The sequence below is a fragment of the Streptomyces sp. KMM 9044 genome (genome assembly GCF_024701375.2).
Taxonomy (GTDB): Bacteria; Actinomycetota; Actinomycetes; order Streptomycetales; family Streptomycetaceae; genus Streptomyces.
The window spans coordinates 4,344,252-4,363,269 of sequence record NZ_CP113910.1 but is presented as its reverse complement, the minus strand read 5'-3'; the positions used below and the strand labels follow the sequence as shown (position 1 = coordinate 4,363,269).

Genomic DNA, 19,018 nt, shown 5'->3' with positions numbered 1-19,018 from the left:
GACCTTCCCATCGACGAACGCCCTAAGTGCTGTCGCCAGTCCTCTGTCACGGTGCAGGCACACGTCATGCCCCGTACGCGACAGGAACTGCCCTGGCAGACACCTTCCTGGGCCTTGGCTTACCAGACACTGCGCGCACACATCGAGGGCGGCAACGGGCGACTGAAATCTGTCGACTCCGCCTTGCATGCCCGTGAGAGACGTCAGCCGCGAGGCCGCGTCGCGCAGACTCTCCTGTCCGCCATCACCGTCATGGTGCACAACATCAAGGAACTTGAGCAGTACCTGGTCGCCAGCAAGATGAGTCCCGTCACCGGCCTCGACCTCGGGCCGAGCGAAGTCCTCCCGCCCTACCCGACGGCTGAAGAGCCAATCACGCCCCGCCCCCGGGTGTTGAGCCGCAGCCCCTGACCGGGCAGACACCCCGTAATTGAAGATCGACACGTCGCGAGACTGCAGGAGCCTGACTCCACGCCTGCGGTCCCTGCGGCATGCCCGCATCTCTATCCCCGGTCCGTTCCGACGCGGTTCGCCGCGCTTCCCGGCGGCCCGCCAGGCCGACTTTCACACAATTAGAGGCCCAATCGACGAGATCCCGATCCGACGGTGACCGTCGGATCGGGATCTCGTGAACAGTTCGCAGGCGAACCCACGAACGGCCCATGGTGGACCTGTGGGGATTTGAACCCCAGACCCCCTCGATGCGAACGAGGTGCGCTACCAGACTGCGCCACAGGCCCTTGCAACGAGAGAAACCTTAGCACCCCGATCGGGGTGCTCGGAAATCCGTTGCCGACGGGGGGTACCTGCGGTTTCGGGAGGTCATTCGTTGGCTGCGCGAGGGCGGTCGCCGTCCTCGTACTGGTCGAACAGCGGGGTGCGTCCGCGCTCGCGGGCCCGGCGGGCCGAGACCTCCGTGGGGCCCCCCTCGCGCGAGCGCCTTCGCGCGGGGGGAAGGGCGCCGGTGCGGCCGGGGTCGTCCGGGTGGCCGTCCTCGCCGGTCCCCGCGCCCTCCGGGTCCGCGTCGTCGGACGCGTCGGCCTCCTCCGGGCCCGGGGCCATGGAACCCGAGCGGGCCGAACTCCAGGTGTCCGGGGCGCCGAGGTCCACGCCGCTGGTGGCGCGCGGGGCGACCGGGGCGGTCACGTACGTGGGCAGCGGGACCGGGACCGGGTCCCAGCTGTCGCCGCCCTGGCCGGGGCGCCGCTGGCGCTCGCGCTGCTGGTCGACCCACTCGGCGTGGTCGGTCTGCTCCACGAGGGCCCGCCGGTCGGCGGCCAGCGCGGAGAGACCGGGGTCGGTGGCGTGGTTCACGCCCGCCTCGAAGCCCTGCCCCGGGCCCTCCGGTTCGTCGGTGTCCGTGTCGACGGCGGACGGGCGGTGGCGCGGACGGCGTTCGCGCCCACGCAGCCGCTGCGCCGCGGCCTCGGCCTGGCGGCGGTCCATCTGGTACGCGAACCGGCGGTGCTCCTGGGAGCGCAGGTACGCGATGTAGACGCTCAGCAGCACGGCCGGCACCCCGGGCGCCCACAGGAACGCGAGGCCGCCGACCGCCGCGACGACCGCGCCGAGGGTGAAGACGACGAAGAGCAGGGTGGTGGTGCGTCGACGGCGTGCGAGCACCTTCGAGCGCCGGGCGCGTGCCGCGGCGGCCTGCGCCGCCGCGGACTGCCGGGCAGGGGACCCGCCGGGTCCGGCGGGCCGTGCCCTCCGGGGGGCCTGTTCGCGACGGGCGGACGGGACGCGCTCGCGTGCGGGACGGGCTCCGGGGCCGGGTCCGTGGCCGGGGCCGCGCCGGTCCGGCCGCTGCGCGGGCTGCTGCTCCCGTACGGGCGCCTGCACCTGCGGGCGGGTCTGGGACACGGCGAAGGCCCGGACGTCCACCGAATCGGTGACCGCGTCCGGGTCGTGGGCTCCCTGCTCCTCCTCGTCGGTGGAGCGCGCCCGCAGGTCCCTGGCGTACCGGCGCTCCATGCCCGCCCGTCCGGACAACAGACGGATGGCCGTGCTGAAGCGTTCCGTCGGACGGGCTTCGTTCAGCTCGTCCTGCCTACGGAGCCACATCGGCACCAAGTAGGCGGCCCAGGCCCCGACGATGACTGCGTAGATGAGGCCGCTGCTGCTCACGCCTCACACGGTAGAGGGGTTCAGGTGGGGCCATCCGCCAATTGAGTCGGTGTGTCGCACGATCCGGCTGATATCTCGAACTTTTTTGGATCGATGTGATCAGCAGACCACTCGAGACATGAAATTCTCCGCCTCCACCGACTTCGGAGGGTCGCCAGGCGGTCACCGGATGGCCTAATTCGAACGTTTATTCAATTACCAGGGCCGTGCGGGATTCCGGGGTTACGCCACCCGTCCTCCGGCCGCTCACGCCGGGAGCGTTCCCGCTGCCAGCGGCCGAGCAACCCCTCGGGCACTTCTTCCGCTGTGAGCGCGAAGACGAGATGGTCGCGCCAGGCTCCGTCGATGTGCAGATAACGCGGGCGTAGTCCTTCCTCACGGAATCCGAGTTTCTCCACGACCCGTCGGCTGGGCACGTTCTCGGGGCGAATGCACACCTCGACGCGGTGCAGCCCGACCGTACGGAAACAGTGGTCCACGGCCATCGCCACGGCCGTCGGCATGACTCCGCGGCCGGCCACCGCCTCGTCCACCCAGTAGCCGACGTGGCCCGAGCACATCGAGCCCCAGGTGATCCCGGCGACCGTCAACTGGCCTACCAGACACCCCTGGTACTCGATGACGAACGGCAGCATCCGGCCCGCGTGCGCCTCGGCCCTCAGGTGACGGGCCATCTGGCGGTAGGTCGGCCGGTGCACGACCGGGCCTGCGGGGGCGGGCGGCGGGATGGTCGCCTCCCAGGGCCGCAGCCAGTCACGGTTGCGGCGGTTGACCTCGCGCCAGGCCCGCTGGTCGCGCAGCTTTATGGGCCTCAGGACGACATCGCCGGCCGTCAGCTCCACGGGCCAGGCCGGGCCGTTCAGCTCGCACCCCCGCCACTGGCCCCCGGCCCGGGATGGTCACCGCCGCGCAGTTGGTCGACCGCGTGTTTCAGCAGCGGCTCCAGTACTGCGAGGCCGTCCTTCACTCCGCCGCGGGACCCCGGCAGGTTGACGATCAGGGTCCCGCTCTCCGCGACCCCCGCGACACCCCGGGAGAGGGCGGCCGTCGGCACCTTGTCCCGGCCGTACGCCCGGATGGCCTCCGCGATACCGGGCACCTCGTGGACGATCACCGCGCGGGTCGCCTCGGGGGTGCGGTCGGTGGGCGAGATGCCGGTGCCGCCGGTGGTCACGATGACGTCGTACCCCGCCTCGGTGCCCGCGCGCAGCGCGGTCTGGACCGGGTCGCCGTCCCGGACCACCCGGGGGCCGTCGACGGCGAAGCCGAAGCGCCGCAGACCCTCGGCGACCAGCGGGCCGCCCGTGTCCTCGTAGACGCGGGCGGCGGCCCGGTTGGAGGCGGTGACCACCAGCGCGCTGTACGGCGCGAGCAGTGCGCCCCCGACGGATGCGTCGAGTGTCATGCCCTGCTCCAGTCGCCCGACTTGCCGCCCGTCTTCTCCTCCACCCGCACGTCCGTGATGACCGCCTTCTTGTCGACCGCCTTGACCATGTCGATCACGGTGAGCGCGGCGACGGAGACCGCGGTGAGCGCCTCCATCTCGACGCCCGTGCGGTCCGTCGTCCTCACGGTGGCCGTGATCTCCACGGCGTCGTCCGCGACCGACAGGTCCAGTTTCGCACCGGACACCGCCACGGGGTGGCACAGCGGGATCAGGTCGGGGGTGCGTTTGGCGCCCATGATGCCCGCGATCCGCGCGGTGGCCAGGGCGTCTCCCTTGGGGACCCCCTCGCCTCGCAGCAGTTCGATCACGCGGGGGGAGACCAGGACCCGGCCGGTGGCGCGGGCGGTGCGCGCGGTGACGTCCTTGCCGGAGACGTCGACCATACGGGCGGCGCCCGCCTCGTCGAGGTGCGTCAGACGGCTCTGGTCGGTCAGGCGGCGCTGGTCGGTGGGTCCGGGGGTCTCCCCCGGGGAAGGCACGGTCATGAGTGTGGCGCTCCCGGTCCGGGCCCGCCGCGGTGCGGCGCACGGGCCTGCTGTGCGCGACACGGTACCGCCAACCCGTTCGGGTCAGCCGAGCAGGATCACCTCGACGTCGGCGCCGGAGACGACGGACTCGGTCTCCTCGGGGACGACGATCAGCGCGTTCGCCTGGGCGAGGGCGGCCACCAGGTGGGATCCGGCACCGCCGACCGGGGCCACCTCGCCGTCGGCGTACCGTCCGCGCAGGAACTGGCGGCGGCCCTTCGGGGAGCTCAGCGCACCGCCCGCGGTGAGGGTGGCGCGCTTTCTCGGCCGGTGGACGTCCTTGAGGCCCATCAGGGTGCGGATGGCGGGGCGGGCGAACAGCTCGAAGGAGACGTACGAGGAGACCGGGTTGCCGGGGAGGGCCAGCAGCGGGGTGTGGTCGGGTCCGATGGAGCCGAAGCCCTGGGGCTTGCCGGGCTGCATGGCGAGCTTGCGGAAGTCGATGCCGCTGCCCGGCTCGTCCTCGTCGCCGACGGACGACAGCGCCTCCCTGACGACGTCGTACGCCCCGACGCTCACCCCGCCGGTGGTGACCATCAGGTCGGCGCGCACCAGCTGGTCCTCGATGGTGTCCCGCAGGGTGTCGACGTCGTCGGAGACGGCCCCCACGCGGTAGGCGATGGCGCCGGCGTCGCGGGCGCAGGCGGTGAGGGAGAAGCTGTTGGAGTCGTAGATCTGACCGGCACTCAGCTTCCTCTCCGGCTGGACGAGTTCACTGCCGGTGGACATCACCACCACGCGCGGGCGCGGGCGCACGCGTACCGTGCCGCGGCCGATCGCGGCCAGGAGGGAGATCTGCGGCGGGCCGAGGACGGTGCCGGCCTCCAGTGCGCGGTCTCCGGCCCGTACGTCGCTGCCCTTGGCACGCACGTGCGCGCGTGCCTCGGCCGGGCGGTACACGAGCACCTGCCCGGTGTCCCCCTCGGGGGCCGAACTGCGGGCCCGCATCGCGGCGACCGGGCCCTCGCCGAGCCCGCCGTCGGTCCACTCGACGGGGACGACGGTCTCGGCGCCGGGCGGGAGCGGGGCGCCGGTCATGATGCGCACGGCCTGGCCGGGACCGACCTGGAGCAGGTCGGCCTGGCCTGCCGCGACGTCACCGACGACCTCGAGGGCCGCCGGGTACTGCTCGCTCGCGCCCGCGACATCCACGACCCGTACCGCGTACCCGTCCATGGAGCTGTTGTCGAACGGCGGCAGGGACAGCGGCACCGTGACGTCGTCGACCAGGACGCAGCCCTGGGCGTCGAGGAGGTTCAGCTCGATGGGTTCCAGGGGGCGGACGGCGGCGAGGATGTCGTCCAGGTGCTCGTCCACCGACCAGAGGTGGTCCGGGCCTGCGGTGCGGGGCGCGGCGGTGCTCAAGGCTGCTGCATCTCCTCGGTGACATAACGGCGGAGCCAGGTCCGGAAGTCCGGTCCCAGGTCTTCACGTTCGCACGCGAGCCGGACAATGGCACGCAGGTAGTCGCCCCGGTCGCCGGTGTCATAACGGCGTCCCTCGAAGACCACGCCGTGCACCGGGCCGCCGACCTTTTCGTCGGCGGCGAGCTGCTGGAGAGCGTCGGTGAGCTGGATCTCGCCGCCGCGGCCCGGCTCGGTCTTCCGCAGTATCTCGAAGACGTGCGGGTCGAGGACGTAGCGGCCGATGATGGCGTAGTTGGAGGGCGCGTCGGCCGGTTCGGGCTTCTCGACCAGGCCGCTGACCCGGACCACGTCGAAGTCGGCGGTGGCCTCGACGGCGGCGGAGCCGTAGAGGTGGATCTGTTCCGGGGCGACCTCCATGAGCGCGACGACGCTGCCGCCGTGCTGCTCCTGGACCTCGATCATGCGCTGGAGCAGGAGGTCGCGCGGGTCGATCAGGTCGTCGCCCAGGAGGACGGCGAAAGGTTCGTCGCCGACGTGCGGGGCGGCGCACAGGACGGCGTGGCCGAGGCCCTTGGGGTCGCCCTGACGGACGTAGTGCATCGTCGCGAGGTCACTGGATTCCTGGACCTTGGCGAGGCGGGCGGCGTCACCCTTCCTGTTGAGGGCGGACTCCAGTTCGTAGTTGCGGTCGAAATGGTCCTCCAGGGGGCGCTTGTTGCGTCCCGTCACCATGAGGACGTCGTCGAGACCGGCGGCGGCGGCCTCTTCGACCACGTACTGGATCGCCGGCTTGTCGACGACCGGCAACATCTCCTTGGGAGTGGCTTTGGTGGCCGGCAGGAACCGGGTGCCGAGGCCCGCTGCGGGGATGACAGCCTTGGTGATCCGAGGGTGCGACTGAATCATGCCCGCCACCATATCCGCTGCCTTCGCAGGGAATATGGAGCTCCGCACACTTAAATCTCATATGAGCATATTGGAACGGTACGGGGACAGAGTTGAGACAGAACGAACGCGCGAACGATTATGCCAAGCGGGCGTTGCGACAGGAAATCCTCCTGGCAAGGGGAAGGTTGACGGCGGGTGACGTATGGGAGTGCGCGACCGCGCTGGCCGACCGTGCGCTCGGGCTGCCCGAACTGGCGCACGCGCGCACGGTGGCGGCCTACGTCTCCGTCGGGAGTGAACCCGGCACGCTCGCGCTCCTCGACGCCCTGCGCGCGCGGGGCGTACGCGTGCTGCTGCCGGCCCTGCTCCCCGACAACGACCTGGACTGGGGCGCGTACACCGGCGAGGAATCCCTCGCACACGTGCGGCACGGCGGCGGACGGCTGACGCTGCTGGAACCGTCCGGGGAGCGCCTCGGCCCGGACGCCGTCACCGGGGCGGACGTGGTGCTGCTGCCGGGCCTGGCCGTCGACGCGCGCGGGATGCGGCTGGGACGCGGCGGGGGCTCGTACGACCGGGTGCTGGCCCGGCTGGAACGCACGGGCGCGCACCCGGCGCTGGTGGTGCTGCTGTACGGCACGGAGGTCGTCGAGCGGGTTCCCGAGGAGCCGCACGACCATCCGGTGCACGCGGTGGTGACGCCCTCGGGGGTACGGCGGTTCGGCTGAGCCGGTGCACGCTGACACGAGAAGCGGCCTCCACGCGTGTGTGGAGGCCGCTTCTCGTGTCAGCGGTGGCCGTTGCTCACGGCTTGAGCAGCAGGGTGTCCTCGGTGCTCTCCTCGACCGCCTTCTCCGAGAAGGACCACTCGAGCAGTTCGCCCTCTGCCCACGCGTCGGTCTGGTCGACGTAGTGGGCGCTGTAGGCGTGTCCGGAGGCGCCGGTGAGGTTGATCCACCGCGACTTGTCGAGGTCGCCGAGGTTGACCACCATCCGCATCGACGGCACCCACACCACCCCGTAGCCGCCGGCGGCGTTCCAGCCGGTGGCGTTGACCGTGGCCTCGCCGCCACCGAGCTTCCAGGGGCCCCGGTTGAGGGCGTACTGCACGAAGCCGGGGCCGGAGGTGCCCAGGGTCTGGTTCTTCAGGAACAGGCGGTGCAGCCGGCCCCAGCTCCAGGTGTCGATGTCCTTGCCGAGCTTGGCGGTGAGTTCCCACCGCGCGTCGATCAGGGCGCGCCCGAACAGCTCGTCACGGTTCCCCGCGGGGGGGCGGGTGCCCGACTTCGGGGTCGTCCACCAGTCGCTGTCCTCGTCCTCCATCAGCGTGCGGACCACCTCGAACCAGCGGTCGCCGCCGTCGGGCTGGGCCTGGTCCGCCTCGCGCAGACCGCACTCGCGGACCTTGACGCGCTCCTCGGCGGGCCCGGTCGGGTTGACCGGGTCGACCCACAGGCACTGACCCTTGACCCGCAGTTCCTTGGGCAGCTTGTGGCCGAAGGCGAGCTTGAGGATGTTGCGCCAGACGGAGTTGAAGTAGGCGGCCGCCGCCGAGTCGGCGTTCTGGGTGTAGTCCCAGCCCTCCAGCAGCTTCTGCGCCTCGCGCACGTCCGGGTCGTCGACGTCGATCTTGAGCAGCTCGGGCACGAGCAGTTTGGCTATGCCGCTGCTGTTGTCGAGCTGCATCTGCCGCATGTCGTCGGTGGAGATCTTGCCCCCGTCCTTGATCTTCGACTGGATCAGGTCGTCGATCCGCTGGCTGCGGGCGCCGTAGCCCCAGTCGGTGGTCAGGGTGTACGGGTACGTGTCGGGGTCGACGACGGCCTGGTTGGCGGTGACGATGTAACCGCGGTCGGGGTCGAACTCGTAGGGCAGTTCGTCCTGCTCGATCCAGCCGGTCCATTCGTAGTCGGGGTTCCAGCCCGGCGCGGGGATGGAGCCGTCGTGGTCCTCCGCGCGGGTGGGGATCCTTCCGGGCAGGGTGTAGCCGATGTGGCCCTCGGTGTCCGCGTAGACGAGGTTCTGCGAGGGCACCTCGAACAGGGCGGCCGCCTCGCGGAAGCCGTCCCAGTCCTTCGCGCGGTTGATCGCGAAGACGGAGTCCATCGTGCGGCCGGCGTCCAGCGCGGTCCAGCGCAGGGAGACGCCGTAGCCGTCTCCCCGGTCGGGTGCGGCGGATTCGACAGTGGCCTTCTTGCCGGTCCGCACCAGGTCCTTGGACCGGTCGGAGAGCAGCGGACCGTTGTTGGTCTCCCGGACGACGATCTTCTGCGAGGCGCCGCCGGCGACCTTGATGGTCTCCTCGCGGGTCGTGAAAGGCACCACCTTGCCGTCGTACTGGTAGCCCTCGCCGGTGATCTTCTCCAGGTAGAGGTCGGTGACGTCGACCCCGGAGTTGGTCAGGCCCCAGGCGATGTCCTGGTTGTGGCCGATTATGACACCGGGCAGGCCCGCGAAGGTGTAGCCGGAGACGTCGTACTGGCACTCGGCGGAGACGCTGCGGCAGTGCAGGCCCATCTGGTACCAGACGGACGGCAGTGCGGGCGACAGGTGCGGGTCGTTGGCCAGCAGGGGCTCACCGGTGATGGTGTGCTCCCCGGAGACGACCCAGGAGTTGGAGCCGATGCCGTCGCCGTTGACACCGACGGCGGTCGGGAGGTCCTGCAGGACCTGCTGGAGACCCGTCAGCTGGCTCTCCAGGCTGCCCGCGGTGCCCGCGGCGCCGTCCGCGGTGCCTCCCGCCCCGGACGCGCCCTCCACGCCGGTGCCGGGGTCCACCGTGCCGGTTCCGGGGTCCACCGTGCCGGTTCCGGGGTCCACCGTGCCGGCACCGGTGCCCGTGCCGTCCCCGGTCCCGGTCCCGGTGCCGTCGCCCGTGCCGCTCCCGCCGCTGCCCGACTCGTAGGTGCCGGTGAGCTCGTCGTACTGGCCCTCCTGCACCACCGGCTTGTTCCGGCTGTACGGGTACGCCGGGTACAGGTCGGCGATCTGCTCCGGGCCGAGGCGGCTGGTCATCAGGGCGCGGTCGATCTCGTCCTGCATGTTGCCGCGCAGGTCCCAGGCCATCGCCTTCAGCCAGGCCAGGGAGTCCACCGGTGTCCAGGCGCCGGGCTTGTAGTCGTTGGTGAAGCCCAGGGCCGCGTACTCCAGGGAGATCGCGGCACCGTCCTTGCCCTTCAGGTAGGCGTTGACGCCCTTGGCGTAGGCGTCGAGGTACTTCTTCGTCGCCGGGGAAAGCGTCTTCTCGTACTCCTCCCGGGCGATCCGGTCCCAGCCCAGGGTGCGCAGGAACTCGTCGGTCTCGACCTGGCTCTCGCCGAACATCTCCGACAGGCGTCCGGAGGTCATGTGCCGGCGGACGTCCATCTCGTAGAACCGGTCCTGCGCCTGGACGTAGCCCTGTGCCATGAACAGGTCCTCGTCGGAGGAGGCGTAGATCTGCGGGATCCCGTGGTCGTCACGCTGCACGTCGACGGTGCCCGACAGGCCCTCGAGGGTGATCGAGCCCTTGGTCTGCGGGAAGGAGGCACGCACGGTGCCGACCGACCAGTACGCCCCGTAGACGGCACCGCCGATCAGCGCCAGCACCAGGACGAAGACGATCAGACGGGCTTTGCGCCCCTTTCTCCTGCCGGACGTGCCGGGCTGCTGACCCGTGGAGGCGGTGGTATTGGGGGGCATCGCTGTCCTTGCTGTCCTTACGCGAGCGGCAGGGCGGGCTGTGCTTTTAACTGAGCGCTGGAGCAACGATAGGCGCAGGGCCCTGCGCCACTTGACGCGGAGTCGGATACCACCCTGGACGGGCGTTCGATGATGCCAGGAGCGCACGTCAAGAAAGCGTCAAGAGTTAGGTAAGGTAACGAAGTAGTTCGCCGTGAACGTGCCGGTCAACCCGGGCCCCGGACCGGAGCCCGGCGCACCGCGCGGGTGCCAGGGAAGGGAACGGCCACGACTGTCCACCACCTCAACCAGCTCCTGCTCGTCTGCTCGCTGGTCCTGCTCGTCGCCGTCGTGGCGGTCCGGATCTCCTCGCGCAGCGGGCTCCCCAGCCTGCTCGTGTACCTGGGCATCGGTATCGCCATGGGCCAGGACGGCATCGGCGGCATCCACTTCGACAACGCCGAGCTGACTCAGGTCATCGGGTACGGGGCCCTGGTCGTGATCCTGGCCGAGGGCGGTCTGGGCACCAAGTGGACGGAGATCCGACCCGTCCTGCCCGCCTCCGCCGTCCTCGCGACCGTCGGCGTCGCGGCGAGCGTCGGTGTCACCGCGTCGGCCGCGCACTTCCTGATCGGGCTGGAGTGGCGGCAGGCGCTGATCATCGGCGCGGTGGTGTCCTCGACCGACGCGGCGGCCGTCTTCTCCGTACTGCGGCGCATCCCGCTCCCCGGACGGGTGACGGGCACGCTGGAGGCCGAGTCCGGCTTCAACGACGCCCCCGTGGTCATCCTGGTGCTCGCCTTCTCCACGGCAGGCCCGATCGAGCACTGGTACGTCCTGCTCGGCGAGATCGCCCTGGAGCTGGCCATCGGCGCCGTCATCGGACTCGCCGTGGGCCGGCTGGGCTCCCTGGGGCTCAGGCACGTGGCACTGCCCGCCTCGGGTCTCTACCCCATCGCCGTCATGGCCATCGCCACCACCGCCTACGCGGCGGGCGCCATGGCCCACGGCAGCGGCTTCCTCGCCGTCTACCTCGCCTCGATGGTGCTGGGCAACGCCGGGCTGCCGCACTGGCCCGCCACGCGCGGGTTCGCCGAAGGGCTCGGCTGGCTCGCCCAGATCGGCATGTTCGTCCTGCTCGGCCTGCTGGTCTCCCCGCACGAGCTGGGTGACGACATCGTGCCCGCACTGATCATCGGGCTGGTGCTGACCATGGTGGCCCGCCCGCTGAGCGTCGTGCTGTGCCTGGTGCCGTTCCGGGTGCCCTGGCAGGAGCAGGCGCTGATGTCCTGGGCCGGGCTGCGCGGCGCCGTGCCCATCATCCTGGCGACGATTCCGATGGTCCAGGGCGTTCCCGGCAGCCGGTCGATCTTCAACATCGTCTTCATCCTTGTCGTCGTCTACACCCTCGTCCAGGGACCGACGCTGCCGTGGCTGGCCCGCACGCTGCGGCTCGGCGAGAGCGCGGAGGCCGCCGACCTGGGCATCGAGTCGGCGCCCCTGGAGCGGCTGCGCGGACATCTGCTGTCGGTCGACGTCCCGGAGGGATCGAGAATGCACGGCGTGGAGGTCGGCGAGCTGCGGCTGCCGGAGGGGGCTGCTGTCACGCTCGTCGTGCGTGGGGGCACCTCGTTCGTTCCGGGACCGACGACGATCCTGCGGCGCGGGGACGAACTGCTCGTCGTCGCCACCGACCCGGTCCGGGACGCGGTCGAACGCCGGCTCCGCGCGGTGGGCCGCGGCGGCAAACTGGCCGGCTGGCTGGGGGCGGACGGGGCGAGGCCCGGGGGCGACCGGAGGAGCGGAGGCGGGGGCTGAAACGTCACTTCCGGCGTCGTTCGCGCGGGTCGGGCACAACCCGTCATTCACAGGGCCGCAGCACTCCTGCGCCCACTTTCACAGGATCACAAGCGCCTGGCGCCTGTGTATACCTGGGACCGCCTGTACCATGCAAGCGATACCCAGATCGAACCAACTCTGCCTGACGCAGAGCTGGCGCGACCGTATGGCGGCCGGCACGCCCTGAGCTGTGGCACCGGCATCTACCGCAGTCAGCGCAAGAGGACAGCTCTCGGCGCGCCCGACACCAGGGACCCCCGCGCCACCAGGCGGCAGAAAGGCACGGGCCGTGGCATCCACGGTCACCACGTCGAAGGACCCTGCGGCCACCTCCCGTCCGGGATACGGCCGACTGCTGCGCACGCGCGGCGCCTGGACGTTCCTGCTCCCCGGCTTCGCGGCACGCCAGCCGTTCGCGATGCTCACCCTCTCCATCGTGCTGCTGGTGCAGCACACCACCGGTTCGTACGGCGCGGCCGGCGCCGTCGCGGCGGTCACCGGCGTCGCCATGGCCGTGTTCGCGCCCTACAGCGGCCGGCTCGCCGACCGCCACGGACAGCGCGCCGTCCTCGTCCCCGGTGTCCTGGTACACACCCTGTCCGGGCTGACCCTGACCGCGCTGGCGCTGAACGGCGCCCCGCTGTGGACGTTGTTCGCCGCCGCCGTGCCCACCGGCGCCTCGGTGCCCCAGGTCGGGCCCATGGTGCGCGCCCGCTGGGGCGTCAAGCTCAAGAACTCCCCGCTGATGACCACGGCGGCGGCCTTCGAGTCCGTCACCGACGAGCTGACCTTCGTCGTCGGGCCGCTGCTGGCCACCGCCCTGTGCACGGCCGTGGACCCGGCGGCGGGCCTGGTGGCCGAGGCCGCGCTGACCCTGACCGGCGGTCTGCTGTTCGCCGCTCAGAAGGGCACACAGCCCGAGGTGGCCGCCCGCGGGCACGCGCGCGTGGAGCACGCTTTTGCGCTGCGCGTCCCCGGGGTGCGCGTCCTGATCGTCATCTTCCTGGGCATCGGGTCCGTCTTCGGCGGCATGCAGGTGTCGCTGGCCGCGTACACCGAGTCGATCGGCGAACCCGGGCTGAACGGCATCCTGTACGGCGTCTTCGCCGCGGGAAACATGCTCTCCGGCATCGCCTGCGGCGCCATCGCCTGGAAGACCGCCCCCCAGCGGCGCCTGGTCATCGGGTACGCGGCGCTCGCGGTGACCGCCTCCGCCCTGTGGACCGCCCACTCCGCGCTGCTCCTCGCCGGTCTCGGTCTCCTGGTCGGCATGTGCATCGCACCCGCCCTGATCACCGGGTACACGCTGGTCGACGACCTGGTCCCGGCCGGTTCCCGTACCGAGGCCTTCACCTGGCTGACCGGCGCGGTGGCCCTCGGCCAGGCGACCGCGGTCACGGTCTCCGGGCAACTGGAGGACAGCCTCTGGACCGGCGCCGGGTTCCTGGTGCCGATGGGCGGCACCGTGCTCGCCCTGGTGACGCTGCTGGCCCTGCGGTCACGGCTGGCGCCGCCCCGGACGACCCGCGAGGTCACGCGCGGCGCGGCCCGGCGCGACCCCGTCGGGGTCAGTGAGATGTGACGCATCGGCAGGCCGTCGCGAAGGGCGCCGGGCAGGCCCCTTTCCAGGCCCGCCCGCGCGCACGCGTGGGGTGGTGGCGGCTCCCCGGAGATGGCTCCCGCCTGCGAAGACACGCTCGAGGACGCGTCCGGGGTCCGCGCGGAGCACGGGCCGGGCACACGCGAAGGCCCGTCCTCACGGCGGTCACGCTCCCGCCGCCACCGCGGCGGGGTGACGTGCGTTACGCCGACCACTTGCGGCACGGGTTACCATTGACGATCGTTAGCACTCATCGAGTGAGAGTGCCAGGAGGAAGACAGTGCCCACCTATCAGTACCAGTGCACCGAGTGCGGCGAGGGCCTCGAGGCGGTGCAGAAGTTCACCGATGACGCTCTTACCGAGTGCCCGAACTGCCAGGGTCGCCTGAAGAAGGTGTTCTCGGCGGTCGGCATCGTCTTCAAGGGCTCCGGTTTCTACCGCAACGACAGCCGCGGTTCCTCGTCGAGCAGCGCCACGGCGTCGAAGACGGCCGGTTCGTCGACGGGTTCGTCTTCGTCTTCGTCCTCCGAGCCCTCCTCGTCCTCCTCTGCTTCGTCCTCCTCGGGCTCCGGCTCGAACCCGGGCTCCGGCTCGTCGTCCGGATCCGGCAGTGCCGGCAGCAGCACCGCCGGCAGCACAGCCGCCTGAGGCCGGATCCTTGCGCGCCGCCTGAGGCCGAATTCCCCTGCGGGACCCCGTCGTCGTACGACGACGGGGTCCTCGGCGTTTCCGGGGCCGGTTAGGGTGCGGAGCATGGCGAACAAGGCGAACGTCGAGATCGGCGTGATCGGCGGCTCCGGTTTCTACTCCTTCCTCGACGACGTGACCGAGGTTCAGGTGGACACCCCGTACGGGGCGCCCAGTGACTCCCTCTTCCTCGGTGAACTGGCCGGCCGGCGGGTCGCTTTCCTCCCCCGGCACGGGCGCGGTCACCATCTGCCGCCCCATCGGATCAACTACCGGGCCAACCTGTGGGCGCTCAGGTCGGTCGGCGCGCGCCAGGTGCTCGGGCCGTGCGCGGTGGGCGGGCTGCGGCCCGCGTACGGGCCGGGGACACTGCTGGTCCCGGACCAGCTCGTGGATCGTACGAAGTCCCGGGCGAACACCTACTTCGACGGGCTGCCCCGGCCCGACGGCACCGTCCCGAACGTCGCGCACGTGTCGTTGGCCGACCCCTACTGCCCTGTCGGCCGGGCAGCCGCCCTGAAGTCGGCGCGCGGGCGGGACTGGGAGCCGGTGGACGGCGGCACGCTGGTCGTGGTCGAGGGACCTCGGTTCTCCACCCGCGCCGAGTCGTTGTGGCACCAGGCGCAGGGCTGGTCGGTGGTGGGCATGACCGGCCACCCCGAGACGGCGCTCGCCCGTGAACTGGAGCTCTGCTACACGTCCCTGGCCCTGGTCACCGACCTCGACGCCGGTGCCGAGACCGGCGAGGGCGTCTCGCACGACGAGGTGCTGCGGGTGTTCGCGGACAACGTGGACCGGTTGCGGAACGTGCTTTTCGACACGGTGGCGGCGCTGCCGGCGACGGAGGGACGGGACTGCCCGTGCGCCTCGGCGCTGGGCGGGGTGGATCCGGGGTTCGCTCTGCCGTAGGGCCGACGGGGGGGGCAGCCGTCGCGGGGCTCGCGGCGCGGCGCACGTTCGGGTGAGGAAGTTTTCCACAGGCTGTGGTCTGTCCACAGGCTCCGACGGAGAACGGCGGGAAGCCCCATCGTGGGGTCCGCAAGCCGTTCCCTCGTCGCAGGTGGTGGTCCCGTGCAGTTTCCTCCGTCCCTCCCCTCCGTTTCTCCGTCTCCCTCCCCCGCGCCCCCTTTCTCCCGCCCCGCCGTTGTCCCGCACCCGCCCGGAGCCGGTGTCCCGCCGCGTTGCGAGGTGCCGCACTTCGCGCCGGTGCGGGTACGGGGCGGGCTTCTTCGGTCGGCTCGGCTGGTCCGGCACCGGAGGCGGGCAGCGGCGGTCGGGCTCGTCGTCACGGCGGTGGCGCTGGTGGCGGCGGGCCCCCGGGACGCGGACCGGCCGCGCGGGCATCCCGACGGCGCTTCGAGCACCCACGCCGGGCCGGCGTCCACGGGAGACCGTGCCGTACGGGCGCAGCGCGCGGGAGCGCGGGTCACGGCGCCGGTGCGGATCGCCGACGCGGCCACCGTGCGGCTGCTGAGGCCGGGCGACCGGGTCGATGTCGTCGCTGCCGGGGAGCGGGGGACGGACGGTGGGGCCCGGGTGGTCGCCCGTGGGGCGCGGGTCGCCGAGGTGCCGAAACCACTGGAGGACACGGGCACGGGCGGGGCGCTGGTGGTGCTGTCGGTTCCGCGCGCCACCGCGGCCGGCCTCGCCGGCGCGAGCACCACCTCACAACTGGCGGTGACCCTGTGGTGAGCCGGCCCTTCTCGGCCGATGGCGCGGGGCCCGTGTCGAGTGCCTCGTTCAAGGGACCCAACCGCACGGTTCGGCGGAGCTCTGACGTAGGTTGCGGAGCGTTTGGTTCCCGGCGTCACACATACGAAAGGAAGCCCCGGGGTGAGCGAGAAGAACGAAACCAGCATCTGGCAGGGCTTCAAGGCCTTCCTGATGCGGGGGAACGTCATCGACCTGGCTGTGGCCGTGGTCATCGGCGCCGCCTTCACCAACATCGTCAACGCGGTGGTGAAAGGGATGATCAATCCGCTGGTCGGCGCTTTCGGCACGCAGAACCTGGACACCTACAGCTCGTGCCTGAAGGGCCCCTGCACGGGCACCGGCGACGCCGCGACGGGCGTCAGGATTCTGTGGGGTTCGGTCCTCGGCGCGACGCTCCAGTTCGTGGTCACGGCCGCGGTCGTCTACTTCCTGATGGTGATGCCCATGGCCCGGTACCTGGCCCGGGTCGAGGCCCGCAGGAAGGCGAAGGAGGACACGCAGGAGATCATCGAGATATCCGAGCTCGAAGTACTCAAGGAGATCCGCGACGAGCTGGTGGCACAGCGCGGCCCGCGGCGCGACGAGGGCGCGGGACGTGGTGACGGCCCGGGGTACGGCGAGCGATAGCCGGCACCGGCCCGCACGGCACCCGGGTCAGATGTGGTGGGGCGGTTTCTCGTCGAGGAAGCGCTTCAGATCCGACGCGCTGTCGCCGGACGGGCGGTCGCCCCACCCCCGGTCGGTGTCGTCTGCGGACGGCTGGTCCAGCGGATCGTCGAAGACCAGCTCGGGTTCCGGCTCGCGCGGCCGGGGATCGGGGACAGTGCTCATACGCCCAGAGTACGGCCCCGGTGGAACCTTCCCCGGCCGGCGGCTTCTCCCTCGGCTCCCCGCCGGTACCTTCTCGCCGGTGCCTTCTCGCCGGTGCCTTCTCCCCGGTGCCTTCTCCCCGGTTGCTCCCGGTGGCGGCTCCCCGCTCCGACGGCGACCGCGCGAGACTGACGCCATGACTGTTGACGCTCTGACCGATGTGGCCGGTGTGCGGGTGGGACACGCGACCCGTACCGGCGACGGCCTGCTCACCGGCACCACGGTGGTGCTCGCGCCCGAGGGCGGGGCCGTGGCCGCCGTGGATGTGCGCGGCGGCGGTCCCGGTACGAAGGAGACCGACGCGCTCGATCCCCGCAACCTCGTGCAGCGGGTCGAGGCTCTCGTCCTGACCGGTGGCAGCGCCTACGGACTGGACGCGGCGTCAGGGGTGATGGCCTGGCTGGAGGAGCAGGGGCGCGGGGTGCGCGTCGGCCCGGATCCCGCGCATGTGGTGCCGGTGGTACCGGCCGCGTGCGTCTTCGACCTGGGCCGGGGCGGGGACTTCGGGGCCCGGCCGGACGCGTCCACCGGGCGTGCGGCGGTCGAGTCGGCCGCGGCGACCTCGCCGGGGGCGCGGGTGCCGGAGGGGTGCGTGGGCGCCGGTACGGGGGCCGTCGTCGGAGCGGTGAAGGGCGGAATCGGCACCGCGAGCACGGTGCTGGACTCGGGGATCACGGTGGCCGCGCTGGTGGTGGCCAACGCGGCGGGGTCGGCGCTGGACCCGGAAACCGGAATCCTGTACGGGGAGTTCTTCCAGGGCGGCCGGGTGCGTCATCCGGACGCGGAGGTGCACGCGGCGGCGGTCCGGCGGCTCTCCGGCATCGCGGAGCAGAACGGGCCGCAGCCGCTCAACACCACGCTCGCGGTGGTCGCCACCGACGCGGACCTGTCCAAGGCGCAGGCGCAGAAGCTGGCGGGCACCGCGCACGACGGCATCGCGCGGGCGGTGCGGCCGGTGCACCTGCTCAACGACGGGGACACGGTGTTCACCCTCGCCACAGGCGCCCGCCCGCTCGACGCCGCGAACCCGCTCGCCCTGAACGAGATCCTCGCTGCGGGCGCCGACTTGGTCACCCGGGCGATCGTACGGGCCCTGCGCGCAGCCGAGTCGGTGGACGGGCCGGGCGGAACCTGGCCGTCGCACGAGGAGTTGTACGGATAGGGGAAGGGAGGCGGCACGGACGACCGTTCGGACAGGCGTACGGAAAGTCGTATGACGAACCGGGCGGGGAGGCGTGTGGCGCGCCGGCCGGGGAAGCGTAGGGGAGTCGGGCGGGTCGGCGGGATGTCCGATGAGCGGAGAAAGCCGACCGCTGAGCAGAGTGCGTGACCGGCGGCCGACGGGTCGGCGGCGAGCGGCAGGGGTGGCGTCTGAACAGGGAGTACGGGTGCCCGGCGGGGACGGACGGGAATTCTTCGCGCGGTCCGTCCGTTGCGATGCCGTACGTTTTCTCAGTTCCCGGACATGATGTCCGCCCGAGGGGCTACGGTATGCACCCACTAGGTGACATGCAGCGACGCCGGGAGGAACCTTGAGCGTTCCGCACGAGACGGCAGCGCACGAACCAGCCGACTCGCCCGAGTCTCCTGAGGAGCATCTCGCGCGACTGCTCGGCCGTGCCCTGAACTCCTTCGAACTGCCCGACGAGGCAGTACGCCTGCTCGACTGCGCGCTGGCCCACGACAGTTCGCTGCACTCCGCGCACCACAGCGCCGGTCTGCACCGCGAGACGTACCGGCACGCCTGGCTGCTCGCCGACGGCTCGGCGCTCACGCTCTGGGAACTGGCCCACAACACGACTCCGGGCGGCGAGCCGCAGCACGAGGTGTACATGGACGAGGAGGAGCTGGGCGTCGCCACAGCCCGGCTGCCGCTGCCGCCGGAGACCCCGGACTTCGAACTGCCGGTGGTGATGCAGCTGTCCCAGATTCCCGCGCCCCGGCCCGTCTACGTCCCCGACGGTTCGGCGGACCACGCGCGCCGCCTACTGCGCCGGGCGGAGAACACGGACCGTCCGGGTCCCGGGACGGCCGCGCTGCTGACCACCGCGTCCGCCCACCAGATCACCCAGGCCTTCGGCCGCCCGTCCACCGTGGGCGGCCCCGGTCGCCCGGGACCGTCCTTCTCGCTGTACGAGCACGCGTTCCTGCTGCGGGACGGTGCGGAGGTCTCCCTCTGGGAGGTGGAGCACACGGCCACTCCCGACGGGCGGCACATGTGCGAGGTGTACCTCACCGAGGACGCCGCCCGTGAGGCGATGGAGCGTCGCGCGGCACAGGTGCGCTGACCAC

Annotated in this window: 18 protein-coding genes and 1 tRNA gene; 10 read left to right on the top strand and 9 right to left on the bottom strand. The window is 71.6% G+C overall.

The genetic code is table 11. The features are described 5' to 3' along the window. The first annotated feature begins 66 nt into the window (after positions 1-66). Positions 67-411 (top strand): hypothetical protein, encoded by a 345-nt coding sequence (locus HUV60_RS19725; RefSeq protein WP_257848578.1) that lies wholly within the window; start codon positions 67-69, stop codon positions 409-411. Positions 412-663: 252 nt separating this feature from the next. Here HUV60_RS19725 and HUV60_RS19720 read toward each other — a convergent pair. The 7 genes from HUV60_RS19720 to galU form a co-directional block, all read right to left on the bottom strand. Next, a tRNA-Ala gene (locus HUV60_RS19720) sits at positions 664-740 on the bottom strand. An 82-nt stretch (positions 741-822) separates the two neighbouring features. Then, positions 823-2,127, bottom strand: coding sequence for a divisome protein SepX/GlpR (sepX, locus tag HUV60_RS19715; RefSeq protein WP_257848577.1), 1,305 nt, complete (start codon positions 2,125-2,127; stop codon positions 823-825). 191 nt (positions 2,128-2,318) lie between these two features. Next, entirely contained in the window at positions 2,319-2,969 is a 651-nt protein-coding gene (locus tag HUV60_RS19710; protein ID WP_257848576.1) for a GNAT family N-acetyltransferase, read from the bottom strand. A 17-nt stretch (positions 2,970-2,986) separates the two neighbouring features. Then, complete coding sequence (locus tag HUV60_RS19705) at positions 2,987-3,532, bottom strand: MogA/MoaB family molybdenum cofactor biosynthesis protein (RefSeq protein ID WP_257848575.1); 546 nt, start codon at positions 3,530-3,532, stop codon at positions 2,987-2,989. Next, positions 3,529-4,059: a cyclic pyranopterin monophosphate synthase MoaC gene (gene moaC / locus HUV60_RS19700; RefSeq protein WP_257848574.1), complete on the bottom strand. Its 531-nt coding sequence runs from the start codon at positions 4,057-4,059 to the stop codon at positions 3,529-3,531. The genes HUV60_RS19705 and moaC overlap by 4 nt, the downstream gene beginning before the upstream one ends. Positions 4,060-4,143: 84 nt before the next feature. After that, on the bottom strand, positions 4,144-5,466 hold the full coding sequence (gene glp, locus HUV60_RS19695; protein WP_257848573.1) for a molybdotransferase-like divisome protein Glp: 1,323 nt from the start codon (positions 5,464-5,466) through the stop codon (positions 4,144-4,146). Further along, positions 5,463-6,374 carry a UTP--glucose-1-phosphate uridylyltransferase GalU gene (galU, locus tag HUV60_RS19690; protein ID WP_257848572.1) on the bottom strand — a complete coding sequence of 304 codons (912 nt, stop codon included), beginning with the start codon at positions 6,372-6,374 and terminating at the stop codon, positions 5,463-5,465. The genes glp and galU overlap by 4 nt, the downstream gene beginning before the upstream one ends. A 92-nt stretch (positions 6,375-6,466) precedes the next feature. On the opposite strand from galU, the gene HUV60_RS19685 reads away from it, so the two are divergent. Continuing rightward, positions 6,467-7,084, top strand: a complete 618-nt coding sequence (locus HUV60_RS19685; RefSeq protein WP_257848571.1) for a 5-formyltetrahydrofolate cyclo-ligase — start codon at positions 6,467-6,469, stop codon at positions 7,082-7,084. A gap of 76 nt (positions 7,085-7,160) precedes the next feature. Here HUV60_RS19685 and HUV60_RS19680 read toward each other — a convergent pair whose 3' ends face one another. Continuing rightward, a complete protein-coding gene (locus tag HUV60_RS19680) occupies positions 7,161-10,037 on the bottom strand; it encodes a penicillin acylase family protein (protein ID WP_257848570.1) in 2,877 nt (958 codons plus the stop codon). A gap of 246 nt (positions 10,038-10,283) precedes the next feature. Between HUV60_RS19680 and HUV60_RS19675 the strand changes: the two genes are divergently transcribed. The 6 genes from HUV60_RS19675 (at position 10,284) to mscL (ending at position 16,483) form a co-directional block, all read left to right on the top strand. Further along, positions 10,284-11,834 carry a potassium/proton antiporter gene (locus HUV60_RS19675; protein WP_257848569.1) on the top strand — a complete coding sequence of 517 codons (1,551 nt, stop codon included), beginning with the start codon at positions 10,284-10,286 and terminating at the stop codon, positions 11,832-11,834. A gap of 310 nt (positions 11,835-12,144) precedes the next feature. Next, a complete protein-coding gene (locus tag HUV60_RS19670; protein ID WP_257848568.1) occupies positions 12,145-13,437 on the top strand; it encodes an MFS transporter in 1,293 nt (430 codons plus the stop codon). 298 nt (positions 13,438-13,735) lie between these two features. Continuing rightward, positions 13,736-14,104 carry an FmdB family zinc ribbon protein gene (locus tag HUV60_RS19665; protein ID WP_257848567.1) on the top strand — a complete coding sequence of 123 codons (369 nt, stop codon included), beginning with the start codon at positions 13,736-13,738 and terminating at the stop codon, positions 14,102-14,104. Between the two features lie 105 nt (positions 14,105-14,209). Continuing rightward, a complete protein-coding gene (locus HUV60_RS19660; RefSeq protein WP_257848566.1) occupies positions 14,210-15,052 on the top strand; it encodes an S-methyl-5'-thioadenosine phosphorylase in 843 nt (280 codons plus the stop codon). A 279-nt stretch (positions 15,053-15,331) separates the two neighbouring features. Next, the gene (locus HUV60_RS19655) at positions 15,332-15,835 is read left to right on the top strand and encodes a hypothetical protein (protein WP_257848565.1); all 504 of its coding nucleotides are present in this window, start codon (positions 15,332-15,334) and stop codon (positions 15,833-15,835) included. 141 nt (positions 15,836-15,976) lie between these two features. Beyond that, positions 15,977-16,483 carry a large conductance mechanosensitive channel protein MscL gene (gene mscL, locus HUV60_RS19650; RefSeq protein WP_257848564.1) on the top strand — a complete coding sequence of 169 codons (507 nt, stop codon included), beginning with the start codon at positions 15,977-15,979 and terminating at the stop codon, positions 16,481-16,483. 27 nt (positions 16,484-16,510) lie between these two features. On the opposite strand, the gene HUV60_RS19645 is transcribed toward mscL, so the two are convergent. Then, on the bottom strand, positions 16,511-16,687 hold the full coding sequence (locus HUV60_RS19645; RefSeq protein ID WP_257848563.1) for a hypothetical protein: 177 nt from the start codon (positions 16,685-16,687) through the stop codon (positions 16,511-16,513). A gap of 175 nt (positions 16,688-16,862) precedes the next feature. Between HUV60_RS19645 and HUV60_RS19640 the strand changes: the two genes are divergently transcribed. Beyond that, complete coding sequence (locus tag HUV60_RS19640) at positions 16,863-17,888, top strand: P1 family peptidase (protein WP_257848562.1); 1,026 nt, start codon at positions 16,863-16,865, stop codon at positions 17,886-17,888. Positions 17,889-18,258: 370 nt separating this feature from the next. Further along, positions 18,259-19,014 carry a DUF6227 family protein gene (locus HUV60_RS19635; protein WP_257848561.1) on the top strand — a complete coding sequence of 252 codons (756 nt, stop codon included), beginning with the start codon at positions 18,259-18,261 and terminating at the stop codon, positions 19,012-19,014. The last annotated feature ends 4 nt before the right edge of the window (positions 19,015-19,018 follow it).

What these genes read in the sequence shown, in the direction of transcription:
- HUV60_RS19725 (WP_257848578.1), top strand. Translation starts at nt 67, where the DNA reads ATGCCCCGTACGCGACAGGAACTGCCCTGGCAGACACCTTCCTGGGCC.
- HUV60_RS19705 (WP_257848575.1), bottom strand. Translation starts at nt 3,532, where the DNA reads ATGACACTCGACGCATCCGTCGGGGGCGCACTGCTCGCGCCGTACAGC.
- moaC (WP_257848574.1), bottom strand. Translation starts at nt 4,059, where the DNA reads ATGACCGTGCCTTCCCCGGGGGAGACCCCCGGACCCACCGACCAGCGC.
- galU (WP_257848572.1), bottom strand. Translation starts at nt 6,374, where the DNA reads ATGATTCAGTCGCACCCTCGGATCACCAAGGCTGTCATCCCCGCAGCG.
- HUV60_RS19680 (WP_257848570.1), bottom strand. Translation starts at nt 10,037, where the DNA reads ATGCCCCCCAATACCACCGCCTCCACGGGTCAGCAGCCCGGCACGTCC.
- HUV60_RS19660 (WP_257848566.1), top strand. Translation starts at nt 14,210, where the DNA reads ATGGCGAACAAGGCGAACGTCGAGATCGGCGTGATCGGCGGCTCCGGT.
- HUV60_RS19645 (WP_257848563.1), bottom strand. Translation starts at nt 16,687, where the DNA reads ATGAGCACTGTCCCCGATCCCCGGCCGCGCGAGCCGGAACCCGAGCTG.
- HUV60_RS19640 (WP_257848562.1), top strand. Translation starts at nt 16,863, where the DNA reads ATGACTGTTGACGCTCTGACCGATGTGGCCGGTGTGCGGGTGGGACAC.